The organism is Arthrobacter sp. IK3 (genome assembly GCF_051337705.1).
GTDB classification, from domain to species: Bacteria; Actinomycetota; Actinomycetes; order Actinomycetales; family Micrococcaceae; genus Arthrobacter_B; species Arthrobacter_B koreensis.
On record NZ_JBPPSW010000011.1, the window covers coordinates 39,666 to 52,974 of the forward strand.

Consider the following 13,309-nt stretch of genomic DNA (forward strand, 5'->3'; position numbering starts at 1 on the left):
ACTTGCCGCCGGCTGCCGGGCACACGGAACACCGCGACTACTTGGGGACGGAGAGTACCTACCCGTCCCGCGGGTGCAGCTACCGGACGGGGTGTGCGCGCCGGATGCGCGCCCCGCCGCACGGAGGAAAGCCTGCCCATGTGACTCGCGGGGACTACTCCCCCATCAGTTCAGCGGTGAGTTCCTCACGCCTGCTGATGCCGAGTTTTTCGAAGATTCGATAGATATGGCCCTCGACGGTTCGCACGGAGAGGAAGAGCTGACCGGCTATCTCCGCGTTGCGGTACCCCCTGGCAACCAGCCCCGCGACGTCCTTCTCCCGGCGGGTCAGGGCAGGCGCGGCAGGGCTGCGTCCGGGCTCCGCGGCTGATTTGCCGATCATCCGCTGGACCCGCTGGAGCTGGGCCCGGTCGCCCGCCGTCTTGGCGATTCGGAGGGCCTCCTGCAGGGCAAGGGGCCCAAGGGCACCCGCATCGGCATCCGCCGGCTCTGACGCGAACCTGAGGAGGGCCGATACGTCCTGGTCCAGGACCGCCCTGGCGAACACGTTCACGGCCCGTCCCCGCGGGCCCTGGATATCCTCGGAAAGCTTGAGCAGGCGGTTCATGACAGTCGGATCACCGGCCCTCATGCTCAGGCAGCGCAGCTCGAATTCAGCCGTGGGAAGGCCATGCTCTTCAGCCTGCTCTCCTACGTCGCGCAGTGCAGCCAGCACCTTTGGATCTCCGGTCCTGGCATATCCCGCCGCCAGCCGGTTGCCCCGTGCTATGAACCTGGTGCTGAGGGTTCCGCGCGGAGGAACCCTGTCACAGTCGGCCAGCAGCTCGTCCGCCCGGTCCAGGTCTCCTGCGCCCGCAGCCAGCTGGGCCGCGATGGTGAGGGCCACGGGCAGGTTGCCGTCCGGGTCATGGGTACGCATTCCCTCGATCGCAGCCATCAGCTTGGGCAGCGCCGCCTCCATGTTCCCGCGGCGCAGCTCCATGACGGCGAGGCACATATCCACGGTGCCGCCTACCCGCAGTGAACTCCGCGACACCGCCAGCAGGTCCTTGTGGACGGTGCTGAGGACCTCGTCCCAGTAGCCGGCCCACAACAGGGCCGACAGGTGACGGTGCAGGACGAACTGGTAGTACGTCAGGAACCGGTGCTCGCTGTGGGCTACTATCCCCAGCGCCTCCCGGGTGAGTGTCACCGCGCTTTCCGCTCGGCCGCTGCAGGAGTGGATTTCCCCCAGGATCGCCAGGGACACCATCACCGCTTCAGCATCCCCCGCCTGCCGGGCCTGGGCCAGCAGGTCCCGGACCGGTGCCTCCATGCCCCGGTGGTTACCCGCGGACACTTCAATCAATGCTTCCAGGAGTGATGCTCCGCGCCATGATGAGTCGAGGTCAGTCCTCAGCTCCTCGTCCAGTGTTCCGGAAGACTCCGCTGCCGTCTCAATCCGCCGGATCGCGGCTTCCCAGGCCGCACATGCTTCCTTCAGCCCGTCCACCTCGCCCGTGAACCGCTGCAGCAGCTGCACGCGCAGCAGCGTGCCCAGTTTCGCCGTCGTCAGGTCCGCGGCTGTTTCGACCGTTCCGCTCACCAGTTCCCAGGCAGCATTGAAGTTGGCGCGGTTGTAGTGGGCACGGGCCTTCTGGATCCTCGCGGCTGGCAGCAGGGCCGGATCCTTCACTTCGCCGGCGGCGCGGAGCGCAAAATCACTGTCGAAGAAGTTGTTTGCCATATAGGCCGCCCGCAGCAGCTGGGCCTCCGGAACCGCGGCTCCGCAGTCCAGGGACCAGCCGACGCTTCGCAGCAGCCCGTCCATCGATTCCATGTCATCGGGCATGACTTCCTGGACCCGCTGACGCAGCCGGGCGCTTCGCGCTGCTGGAACCATGTGCCGCACCAGCTGGCCGTACAGCGGGTGCCGCGGCCGCAGCAGCCTGTCGCCTTCGTCCTCAACGCTGACCAGGTTTGCCGCGGTCAGGGCGTCAACCGAGCGGTGAAGACCGAGTTTGAAGGCGACCGCCACCGGTAACGGTTCCGCGAGCGCAATGATCTCCATTGCCTCCCGCTCTGCGCTGGAAAGCCCCGAGAGGTGCGCCTTCAGCAGGTCTGCCAACCGCCCTTCGGGCGGACCGGCGTTGTTTTCCATGAGCCACACGCCGTGGCGTTCGGTCAGCGCCCCGCTCTTGCGCGCCTCAGCGACCAGCGCCAGCACGAACATGGGGTTCCCGCCGCTGCGGCTCGCAAGCTCGGCGCTGGTGGTGCTGAGCACCGGCCCGCCGAGCACCTTGGTGCAGAGTTCCTGGACCTGCGTTTCGGTCAGCGGCTGAAGCTGGTGCCGTGAGATGGCGCCGCTCCATACTTGGGCCGGGATGCCTGCCGGGATGTCAGTGATGCTCCTGGTCAGCAGCAGCATCCGCACCCGTCCCGACGCCATCAGCTGGGACAACAGGTCGGCACTGGCTTCGTCCAGGGCGTGTGCGTCGTCAACCACCAGCAGCGGCGCGGGACTGGCGTCCTGTCCCCCTGCGGGGCGCACTCTTCCCAGCAGTGCACGCATGACCGCCAGCGGAGAGTCAGTCTCATCTGCGGAGAGCACGGGCAGCAGCGGCGCGAGGGCACCGAACGGAATGCCGGTCAGCGCTGAGCTGGCATGTATACGGAATACCGGCAGCTCACGCTCGAGTTCACGGACGACGGCGTTAGCGAGTGCACTCTTGCCCATCCCTGCCTCTGCCACCAGCAGGGCGCCGCACAGTTCCCCCGAGCGCAGGTCGGTCAGGACCGCCTGGAGGTCGGCCTCGCGGCCAACGAGCTGCTGTGTTGCAAAACCCTGCATTTTCTCCCCAAACCTCACTCTGCGGAGCGGAAAGCATCCCGCAACTCAGTTCTTCCCGACACGTGCAGCTTCCGAAACAGTTTGTTCAGGTGCCAGTCAACGGTGCGCGGCGAGAGGTGCAGCTCCTCCGCAATGTGGTTCCTGGACGCTGTCCCGGCTGCTAGCCGCACCAACCGCGCGTCGAAGTCGCTGAGTCCTGCCAGCAGGTTCTCCATGGTGTTTTCGCGCAGGAGCCTGCGGTACGCAGCATTCTCCACAGCGGCGGCGCGGCGGGCTATGCTGCCGCCGCCGGCCGCAGTCATGGTGCGGACCATGCCCGCGGCGTGGTGGGCCAGCAGATGGTGGCCCAGCTGTGCAGCCCCTTCGGCAGCTTCCAGCAGGACCCAGGGGTCGCTGCTGAGCAATCCCTTGGCGTAAGAGCCCAGGGCCTCGGCCCATCGTCCCGTCGCGGTGGATGCCAAGCGCCCCAGGTGCGCTGCTGCGGCCAGGTCTCCCCTCGTGGCAGCAGCTTCGTAGCAGCCCAGGGCGAAGGAAACGTTTCCAAGGGCTTCTGCGTCCTCCGCCATCTGCACCAGGCTGCGTGCTGCGGTTTCCCTCTCCCGGCCCTGCCGGGCAAGTATCCGGAAGAACTCCGTGACTCGTGCGGCATGCCAGAACGGACGGTTGCGGAACCGCGGCGCGAGCTTCTGGTAAATGCCGGCTCGGGCGGCGTTTCCGCTCAGCCCGTGGGCGTAGGACAACAGTGCTGCGGCAAGGGGAAGCAGGTCCTGGGGATCCCGGTACCGCAGCTGGCTCACTGCCGGTTCGAGTGCCTCGACGGCGGCGTCGGATTCTCCGGCTGCCGCACGGACCACGCCCCAGACCAGCTCGCCGGCGGTCCCGCGGTAGGCACCATCAGTGCCGTCGGTGTTGTCGCGGATAAAGCGGAGTGCGCGCTCCAGGTCGCCGGCAGCGTAGAAAGTGTAAAAGAGGCGGTTGAGGATAACACTCTGGTCCGGTGCCGGCAGCGGAGCACGCAGCACTTCCCCGTGTTCTTCCACCAGGCGCAGTGCTGCCCTGGCGTCACCGGTCACCGCAAGGGCTTCAGCTGCGGCCGCTGCCGCCAGGGCGCGTGTCCTGACCGCTATGTCCCGGCGGCGGGCCAGTGCTGCCAGGGGCTGAACGGCTCCAGCGCAGTTTCCTTCGGCGAGCTGGAGTTCGGCCCTGGCGTAGTCGATTTCAGCAGAGATGTGGGGGGTGTCGGCAACGCCGGAAGGAGGGTCCAGGCTGTCCAGGACCCGGGCCGGGTCATCCGACTTCGAAATGCTGCGCAGCAGCGCAGCCTTCTGGATCATGACGGCAACCCAGGTGTCCCGGTTGTCCGGATCCAGTCCGGCTTCGGCGGCCGTCAGGACGCTAAGGGCTTTCTGGTTCTCCCCCAGTGCCATAAGTGCCCGGATCTCCTCGAGGACCAGACCGTCCTCACGGCTCCCGGGCCCGGCCGAACCAACAATCTCCAGTGCCAGGGACTGCTTGCCGGAATCATTGGCATACGCAGCGGCCCTGCGGAGAAGCCCGGGGCCAGGATCCGTTTGGCAGTCCAGCGACCATGTGACGAATCCGGCCAGCGCGGCGGGGGCCAGGCTTCCCGGGTCCTGAAGAACCTCCGTCAGTTCCTTCCACAGCTCATGGCTGCGGCCCAGCCGCATGTTGGCAGCCACCACCGAGGCAAAGAGCGAGTTCGACAGCATCACGGCCGGCTGTGTACCGCGTTCCAGCATCACCGTGCCGTTTTCTTCCAACGCATCCACTGTTTCCGCAGGCACCAGCTGCAGGGCCGTGGCCAGCGGCAGCGGACTAACCCGGGAGAGGACTTCGACCAGTTTGCGATACTCTGCGGGTAACCCGGCCAGCTGCGTATCAAAAAGCTCCGCAACGGCCCCGGTGTGCACATAGGCCCCGGCGCGGACCCAGGTATGGTCGGAGAGGACCAGCCGGCCCTGCCGCACCTGCTCAGCTGTCATCAACAGGGTAAAGTGCGGATTGCCGCGGGTCTCCGCCCACATGCTCCGCGCCGCAGGTTCAGAGACCGCCCCGCTGAGGAACCCCTCCATCAGTGTCCGGGTTTCGGCTTGGCTGAGGGGCTCGACGTCGACCCTCACCAGGTGCCCCTCCGCCCAGAGCGAAAAGACTTCCGCTTCAGCCTGCACCAGGTCCGTGGCCGTGGCAGCAACCGTGGCTTCCCCACCCCGCACCAGCTGGGCGATGACCTGCACCGAAAGCTCGTCGAGTTCATCGACGTCGTCAATCACCAGCAGCAGCGGCAGGCCGGCGGCCCGTGCGCGCAGGAGCCGGCGTACTTCGTGGAGCGCGGTCACAGGATTCAGTCCTCCGGCCAGAGGCAGCTCGCTCAACAGCGGCGCCAAAGCGCCGTAGGGGGTGCGCCGCGAAACCCTTGTGCCGTACAAGGCTTCGATCCGGTGTCCCCGGGCGCGGTCGGCCAGGGCCTGCACCAGGGCGCTCTTGCCAATTCCCTGTGGCCCGGCGATGAGGGCCCCCCGCCCTTCCGCCAAGGCAGATTCCATGCGTCCAAGGAGAGCGTCCCGGCCCACAAGTCCCGCCAATGGCCTGAGCAGCCTCATGTTGTGTCAGCAGGCCGCAGGCGCGGACCGCTGACAGGACCGTATGAATCAGGCCCTCCCATAATTCTCCCCCAGATCCCCGATTCACTGTCTGACTCGGTTCGTTTGCACCGTTGCGACAGATCAAACCACTGCGGAAAGAGTACGCTCCAACGGCGTCCATAGGAAGCTATTTAAGGGCGCGGTTGTTTTGCCGGAGCTGTGGAACGGCTTCCCGGAGCGTCTTGGATTGGGGGCGGACCTGTGCCGCGAAGCGAACTGCCGAAGCCTGTAGGGAATTGGAGGATTGATAAGGGACCGGCGCCGGGATGGGGGTGGCCCAGTCTCGGAGGCCTCCCGACGCCGGCCCCGCTTCAGGAGCCCGAAGGCTACCGCCAGTGTAGGCCCGCCTCCGGGGCCAAACAATGCTCGCCTGCCGTGCTGTGGACACGGGTTCCATACCTAAATATTCCGCAGGCGCTACTCGGTGCCGGTGACCTGCGGTTATGTCCGCAGCATCGAGGCAGCGGCCGCTCAGGCTCCGCTGTGGAACTTCTGCTGAGCGGCCAGGAGCCCCTCAGTGACCAGTAACTCGACGGCGTCTGCGCCGTCGGATACAAGGAATGGCAGCTCCTTGGACTCCGCGGTCCCGAAGTTTTTCAGGACCCAGTCCGCCGTGTCCATCCGGCCCGGCGGCCGGCCCACGCCCACGCGGACCCGGAGGTAGTCCTTGGTGCCCAGGGCCTTGCTGATGTCCCGGAGCCCGTTGTGTCCGCCTTCTCCCCCGCCGCGTTTGAGCTTCACGGTGTTGAACGGGATGTCGATCTCGTCGTGCACGGCCACGATGTTTTCCGGTTCGATCCCGTAGAAACGTGCCAGCGCCGAAACCGGCCCGCCGGAGAGGTTCATGTAGGTGAGCGGCTTGGCCAGGATGACGCGCGGCCCGCCGATGCCAATCCGGCCTTCGGCGACCTGTGCCCGGGACTTGTGCGACTTGAAGCTGCCGCCTGTGCGCGATGCGAGTTCATCGAGGACCATCTGGCCAACATTGTGCCGGTTACGGCTGTAGCCGGGCCCGGGATTCCCGAGCCCGGCTACTAGCCAGGTGTTGCTGGTCAAGAAGGACTACGCCTCTTCGGCAGCAGCTTCTGCGGAAGCTTCTTCGGCCTCATCGGCAGCCGAAACGGCAGGCTCGGAGATGTTGACAACCATGGTCTCCGGGTCCAGCAGCAGCTCGACACCAGCGGGGAGCTCGATGTCACCGGCGGTGACGTGCTCGCCTGCGGCACGGCCTTCGACGGAGACCGTGACGGTTTCCGGCAGGTTGGTGGCGTCGGCGGAAACGAGGACGGTCACGGCTTCCTGGTTGTAGACGGCGCCGGGGGCAACCTCGCCTTCAACGTGGACGTTGACCTCGACGTCGACCTTCTCGCCCTTGCGGACGGTCAGGAGGTCGATGTGCTCGATGATCTGCTTGATCGGATCGCGCTGGATATCCTTGGCCAGGGCCAGGTGGCCTTCGCCGTCGACGTCGATCTCCAGCAGGGCGTTGGGGGTACGGACAGCCAGGGTAGTGGCCTTGGCGGGCAGCAGGATGTGCAGAACATCGGCGCCGTGGCCGTAGATGACAGCGGGGATCTTGCCGGCGACGCGGGCCTTGCGAGCTGCGCCCTTGCCGAATTCGGTGCGGGTGGTTGCTGCGAGCTTCTGCTCAGACATTGCTAACTCCTGTGATGGTTCTTCCGGGATTTCAGTTGCCTATTCGGCGCCGGTATCGGAACGAACCAGCTGCACCATCCGCTTCGGTCAGCAGAAACTGATCATGAGCGGGTGCAGTTGAGAAGTTGCCAGCCACCGTCGATAACGGAGGTCCTCCGGAAATTCCGGGGCCTCCCTCGCCTAGGCATCGGAAACAATGCTACCAGCAACACGGCGTCGGGCTTTCCACTCTCCTCCCCGCCCCTCAACCACCGAGAGGCCAGTTACGGCTGGTTTGAGCATTCAAACCGGCCGTAACTGACCTCTCGATGACGGGAAGGGGTGATGAAAGCGTGGTCGAGGACTAAGCCTTGCCGTCGAAGAGGCTCGTCACGGAACCGTCTTCGAAGACCTCGCGGATGGCGCGGGCGATCAGCGGAGCGATGGAGAGCACAGTGAGCTGCTCGAAGCGCTTGTTGACCGGGATCGGCAGCGTGTTCGTCACTACGACTTCGCGGGCACCGGACTCGGCCAGGGTGCGGGCAGCCGGGTCGGAGAACACGGCGTGCGTCGCGGCGATGATGACGTCCTTCGCCCCGGCTTCCTTGAGGACGCGCACGGCGCCGGCAATGGTTCCGCCGGTGTCGATCATGTCATCGATCAGCACGCAGGTGCGGCCTTCGATCTGGCCTACAACCTGCTTGGAAACAGCCTGGTTGGGCACTGTCAGGTCGCGGCTCTTGTGCACGAAGGCCAGCGGAGCGCCACCCAGGCGCTCGGCCCACTGTTCGGCAACGCGGACGCGGCCGGTGTCCGGGGAAACGACGGTGACGTTCGAAACGTCCACCCGGGTCCGGATGTAGTCCGCAAGCAGCGGGATCGCCATCAGGTGGTCAACGGGGCCGTCGAAGAAGCCCTGGATCTGCGAGGTGTGCAGGTCCACGCTCATGATGCGGTCCGCTCCGGCGGTCTTGTACAGGTCTGCCACCAGGCGGGCGGAGATCGGCTCGCGGCCGCGTCCCTTCTTGTCCTGTCGCGCGTACGGGTAGAACGGGGAGACCACGGTGATGCGCTGGGCCGAGGCACGCTTGAGCGCATCGATCATGATGAGCTGTTCCATCAGCCAGTTGTTCAGCGGTGCCGGGTGGGCCTGGATGACGAAGACGTCCTTGCCGCGGACACTCTCTCCGGGACGCACGTAGATCTCGCCGTTGGCGAAGTCATAGGCAGCGAGCGGCAGCAGTTCGGTGTCGAGGCACTTGGCCACTTCCTCCGCCAGCTCAGGGTGTGCCCGTCCCGTGGCTAGGACAAGCCTTTTTTCACCTTGTGCGGTGATTACGCTGCTCATGACTGTTCGCTTTCTCGCGTGGGGTTATCAGTACCGGAGAGGGAAGTCTGTGTCTGGGCGCGCCCGGCGGCCTCCGCTGCAGCGGAACCGGGGCGGTTGGCCGCTACCCAGTTTTCGAGGTTGCGCTGGGGCGCCACGTTGATGGCCAGCGAGCCCGCCGGAACGTCCTTGCGGATCACCGTTCCAGCTCCACTGTACGCCCCGTCCCCTACCGTGACGGGCGCCACGTACATGTTGTCACTGCCCATGCGAACGTGTGATCCAACCGTGGTGTGGTGCTTCTTTTCGCCGTCGTAATTGACGAAAACGGAGGCGGCGCCGATGTTCGAGTGCTCGCCGATGGTGGCATCCCCCACATAGGAAAGATGCGGAACCTTGGAGCCGGTGCCGATCTGCGCGTTCTTGGTTTCCACGAAGGTGCCGATCTTCCCGCGCTCACCGAGCTGGGTGCCCGGGCGCAGGTAGGCAAAGGGTCCGACGTCGGCACCCGCGCCGATCACGGCGTCGGATCCGTGGGTGCGGATCACCTTGGCGCCCTCGCCGATGACCACGTTGGTGAGGGTCGTATCCGGGCCGACGACGGCGTCGCGCGCCACCGTGGTGGTGCCGTGGAGCTGGGTGCCCGGCAGGATGGTGACGTCTTCGTCGAGGGTGACGGTCGAGTCGATCCAGGTCGTCGCCGGGTCGACGATGGTGACGCCGGCGCGCATCCAGCTGACCAGGGTGCGGCGGTTGTGCTCGGCGTTCAGTGCTGCGAGCTGAACCCGGTCATTGGCGCCTTCGACCTGCCACTGGTCGGTTGTCTCCACTGCCGCCACGCGCCCGCCGGCTGCCCGGGCGATGGCCAGGACATCGGTCAGGTACATCTCGCCCTGTGCGTTGTCCGTGCTGACCCGGGACAGGGCAGAACGGAGCACGGCGGCGTCGAAGGCATAGATGCCGGAGTTGATTTCGTTCACGGCCAGCTGCTCGGCAGTGGCATCCTTCTGCTCCACGATGCCGGTGACCGTTCCGTCCCCGGCGCGCAGCACCCGGCCGTAGCCGGTGGGGTCCGCAACCCGGGCGGTGAGCACGGTGACAGCGTTGGAGTCCACGTTGTGGACGGCCACCAGCTCGCGCAGGGTGCCCGCTTCCAGCAGCGGAACGTCGCCATAGGTCACCACGACCGTCCCCTCGAGCGGGGTCAGGGCGTCAATGGCCTCGACGGCGGACTGGACGGCGCGGCCGGTACCGGGAACTTCGTCCTGGTCCACGATCATGGCGCCGGGCATCAGCGAGGCAATGTGGTCCGCGACCGTTTCGCGTTCGTGGCGGACGACGACGGCGAGGGTGCGCGGGCGCAGGGCTTCCGCTGCGTTCAGGGCGTGTCCCACCATGGAGATGCCGCCCACGGGATGGAGGATCTTTGGCGTGCGGGACTTCATTCGGGTGCCTGCTCCGGCTGCGAGGACGATGACCGCAGCTGGTGCGGTGCCTTCGTTTGGTCCGGTTCCCTGCGTATCCTGCATGCTCACGAAAAGGCGCTCCTACACGTTGTCCGGCCACGGCACCGGGGCAGTTCCAAGCTTGCGGCGGGCTGCATCCCAGCGTTCCGCCCATAGGATTCGAACCTATACTCCACGGCTCCAAAGGCCGGGGTGCTGCCGTTACACCAGGGCGGAAAATGTGTGGCTGATGCCGCACACAAGAGTCCAGTTTGCCATGCCCGAACCCCGCTCCGCGACTCGGTGTCCGGGCGGCCCGCGGGCCGGCGCGTGCCAGTGCGTAGACTGGGACGGTGGCGAGAATAACAACTGCGCGGTCACGGCCGCGTATGACAGGAGTCCAGCGGCGGGCCCAGCTGATCGGAGTCGCCCGCTCCCTTTTCGCCCTGCGGGGACTTGAAGGCGCGACCATCGAGGACATCGCGGCCGGGGCCGGAGTGTCCAAGCCGGTGGTCTACGAACACTTCGGTTCCAAGGAAGCGCTGTATACCGAGGTAGTGGATACGGAGTTCGACCGGCTGCTGGCAGCCATTACGCAGGCGCTGGGCGCCGACGCGGGCCCCCGGGTGCTGCTGGAACGGGCCGCCTATTCACTGCTCGACTACATTGAGAACCACACGGACGGTTTCCGGATCCTGGTCCGCGACGCTCCGCCGTCGCAGCCCGAAGGCACCTTCTCAACCCTGCTCTCCCGCATCGCCGCGGACGTTGAGCACATCCTCTCCAAGGAATTCGGCAGCCGCGGCCTGAGCGCGGAGGTAGGCGGCATGTACGCCCAGATGCTGGTGGGCATGGTTGCCATGACCGGCCAGTGGTGGCTCGATGCCCGCACCCCGGACAAGGCCACCGTGGCCGCCCACCTGGTCAACCTGTCCTGGAACGGTCTGACCGGACTGCAGAAGGAACCGGCCCTGGGGTACATTCCCGGCGGCGGAGCGCCGCTGGTACTCACCCTCTCCGCAGTCCTGGTCCGTGACTCGGACGGACGCATCCTGCTGGTCCGCAAGCGCGGCACCCGGAAGTTCATGCAGCCCGGCGGCAAGCTGGAGGCCGGCGAGGACTTCCGCACCGCTGCCGCCCGCGAAGTGAACGAGGAACTCGGGCTGGCCGTGGCCCCCGGGGATCTCGCGGACATTGGCCGCTGGTACGGGCCTGCAGCAAATGAGGCCAACACCTACATCGACGCCGGACTGTTCTCCCTCAACCTCGAGGGACCCCGTGGAACCGGCAGCGCCGTCGTCCCGCAGGCCGCGGCGGAGATCGAGGAAACGCTCTGGCTCACCCCGGCCGAAGCGCTCGCCCGCAACGACATTTCGCCGCTGCTGCGCGACCATGTGCTGCCCGAGCTGCTGGCCACCGAAAGCCCGGCGGCCGGCGTCGACGACTAGTTCCCCAGCTCCCAGCCATCGAAATCACAGAAACTGCCCGTACCAGCGCTGATACGGGCAGTTTCTGTCATCTGGATGGGATTACTCGAGGATCTCCGAGGCTTCGAGCCACTGCATCTCGAGTTCTTCCTGCTCCGCTGCCACGGCCTGCAGTTTCGCGTTGAGGTCCGCCAGCACCTCGAAATCGGGGCTGCCGCCGGCCGTCTCCCGGTTCATCTGCTCGTGGATCTTCTCCGACTGGCCTGACAGCTTGGTCAGCTGGCGCTCGATCCGGGTGAGGTCCTTGCGGGCGTTGCGCTTATCCGCTTCCGAATGCGCGGACCCGGCAACCGCAGTGGCGACGGCGCCCGGCGCGGCGTCGGGGCGGGAGGCACCTGCCTGCGCGGCCCGGCTGGCCTGCGAGGAGCTTCCACCGCCGGCACCCGAGGCCAGCGCGGCTTCCCGCAGCTCAAGGTACTGGTCGACGCCGCCGGGCAGGTCCCGCAGCTTGCCGTCACCGAGCAGTGCCATCTGGGTATCAGTGACCCGCTCCAGCAGGTAACGGTCGTGCGAGACCACCACGAGGGTCCCGGGCCAGCCGTCCAGCACGTCTTCAACCGCGGCCAGGGTGTCGGTGTCGAGGTCGTTGGTTGGTTCGTCGAGCATCAGCACGTTCGGCTCCCCCACCAGCAGGCGCAGCAGCTGAAGCCGCCTGCGCTCGCCGCCGGAGAGCTCACGCACCGGGGTCCACTGCCGCTGGGAGCTGAAGCCCAGCTGCTCCACCAGCTGCCCGGCGGACAGCTCGCGCCCGCCTACGTTGAAGACGCGCTTCTCGTTCTCGATCACCTCGATGACCCGCAGGTCCGCGACGTCGTCCAGTTCACGGACTTCCTGGGTCAGCACGGCGGTCTGCACGGTCTTGCCGCGCTTGAGCCGGCCCGACGTCGGCTCAACAGTGCCGTTGAGCAGCCGCAGCAGGGTGGTCTTGCCGGCGCCGTTCACGCCCACGATGCCCAGCCGCTGGCCGGGAGCCAGCCGCAGGGTGATGTTCCGGAAGAGCTGGGTGTCCCCCAGTTCCAGGGACACGTTTTCCAGGTCCAGGACGTCCTTGCCCAGCCGCGCCGTCGCCATCTTGTTCAGGGACAGCGTGTCGCGGGGCTCGGGCACGTCGGCAATCAGGGTGTTCGCGGCCTCGATGCGGAACTTCGGCTTGGAGGTCCGTGCCGGGGCGCCGCGGCGCAGCCACGCCAGTTCCTTCTTGATCAGCTGCTGGCGCTTGTTCTCGACTACGGCGGCCATCCGGTCGCGTTCGGCGCGGGCCAGCACGTAGGCGGCGTACCCGCCGTCAAAGGGCTCGACGACGGCGTCGTGCACTTCCCAGGTCCGGGTGCAGACTTCGTCCAGGAACCAGCGGTCGTGGGTGACCACCAGCAGTGCCCCGTCGGTGGCCCGCCAGCGCTGCTTCAGGTGCCGGGCCAGCCAGGCGACGCCTTCGACGTCGAGGTGGTTGGTGGGCTCGTCAAGCATGATGACGTCGTCGTCGCCCATCAGCAGCTTGGCCAGGGCCACGCGGCGGCGCTGGCCGCCGGAGAGGGAGGAGACCCGGGCGTTCCAGTCGACTTCCTGCACGAGGCCGCTCATCACGTCGCGGATCTTCGGGTCCGAGGCCCACTCGTAGTCAGCGGCGTCACCCACGATCGCCTGTCCCACGGTGAGGTCACCGTCGAGCACGTCTGACTGGTCCAGGTAGCCCACCGTTACGTCTCGGCGGCGGGTGACCCGTCCGCTGTCCGCGCTCTGCCGCTCAGCCAGCAGCCGCATGAGCGTGGACTTGCCGTCGCCGTTGCGGCCCACCATGCCAATACGGTCCCCCTCGTCGAGCCCAAGGGAAACGGAATCGAGGATAGTGCGGGTGCCAAAGGCGATGCTGAGGTTCTCAGCGCCAAGCAGGTGTGCCAATCGGAGCTACTTTCGTCGGTGGT

General features: G+C 66.7%; 8 protein-coding genes and 1 tRNA gene. 1 reads left to right on the forward strand and 8 read right to left on the reverse strand.

The window, feature by feature from the left end; translation table 11 throughout:
- Positions 1 to 154: 154 nt before the first annotated feature.
- The 7 genes from ACSLGO_RS14590 to ACSLGO_RS14620 all read right to left on the reverse strand — a co-directional run bounded on the left by ACSLGO_RS14590 (position 155) and on the right by ACSLGO_RS14620 (position 10,137).
- On the reverse strand, positions 155 to 2,830 hold the full coding sequence (locus ACSLGO_RS14590) for a LuxR C-terminal-related transcriptional regulator (RefSeq protein ID WP_436401375.1): 2,676 nt from the start codon (positions 2,828 to 2,830) through the stop codon (positions 155 to 157).
- A gap of 14 nt (positions 2,831 to 2,844) precedes the next feature.
- Positions 2,845 to 5,451 carry an AAA family ATPase gene (locus ACSLGO_RS14595; RefSeq protein WP_436401376.1) on the reverse strand — a complete coding sequence of 869 codons (2,607 nt, stop codon included), beginning with the start codon at positions 5,449 to 5,451 and terminating at the stop codon, positions 2,845 to 2,847.
- 513 nt (positions 5,452 to 5,964) lie between these two features.
- Positions 5,965 to 6,549, reverse strand: coding sequence for an aminoacyl-tRNA hydrolase (pth, locus tag ACSLGO_RS14600; RefSeq protein WP_091606663.1), 585 nt, complete (start codon positions 6,547 to 6,549; stop codon positions 5,965 to 5,967).
- Positions 6,550 to 6,555: 6 nt separating this feature from the next.
- Positions 6,556 to 7,149: a 50S ribosomal protein L25/general stress protein Ctc gene (locus tag ACSLGO_RS14605; RefSeq protein WP_325787579.1), complete on the reverse strand. Its 594-nt coding sequence runs from the start codon at positions 7,147 to 7,149 to the stop codon at positions 6,556 to 6,558.
- Positions 7,150 to 7,492: 343 nt separating this feature from the next.
- Entirely contained in the window at positions 7,493 to 8,476 is a 984-nt protein-coding gene (locus ACSLGO_RS14610; protein ID WP_091606667.1) for a ribose-phosphate diphosphokinase, read from the reverse strand.
- Positions 8,473 to 9,984 (reverse strand): bifunctional UDP-N-acetylglucosamine diphosphorylase/glucosamine-1-phosphate N-acetyltransferase GlmU, encoded by a 1,512-nt coding sequence (gene glmU / locus ACSLGO_RS14615; protein WP_436401405.1) that lies wholly within the window; start codon positions 9,982 to 9,984, stop codon positions 8,473 to 8,475. The genes ACSLGO_RS14610 and glmU overlap by 4 nt, the downstream gene beginning before the upstream one ends.
- 81 nt (positions 9,985 to 10,065) lie before the next feature.
- Positions 10,066 to 10,137, reverse strand: a tRNA-Gln gene (locus ACSLGO_RS14620).
- 152 nt (positions 10,138 to 10,289) lie between these two features.
- On the opposite strand from ACSLGO_RS14620, the gene ACSLGO_RS14625 reads away from it, so the two are divergent.
- Positions 10,290 to 11,348: a TetR family transcriptional regulator gene (locus ACSLGO_RS14625; protein ID WP_377955914.1), complete on the forward strand. Its 1,059-nt coding sequence runs from the start codon at positions 10,290 to 10,292 to the stop codon at positions 11,346 to 11,348.
- Positions 11,349 to 11,429: 81 nt separating this feature from the next.
- Here the strand turns inward: ACSLGO_RS14625 and ACSLGO_RS14630 are convergent, their stop codons facing one another.
- A complete protein-coding gene (locus tag ACSLGO_RS14630; protein WP_091606671.1) occupies positions 11,430 to 13,286 on the reverse strand; it encodes an ABC-F family ATP-binding cassette domain-containing protein in 1,857 nt (618 codons plus the stop codon).
- Between the last annotated feature and the right edge of the window lie 23 nt (positions 13,287 to 13,309).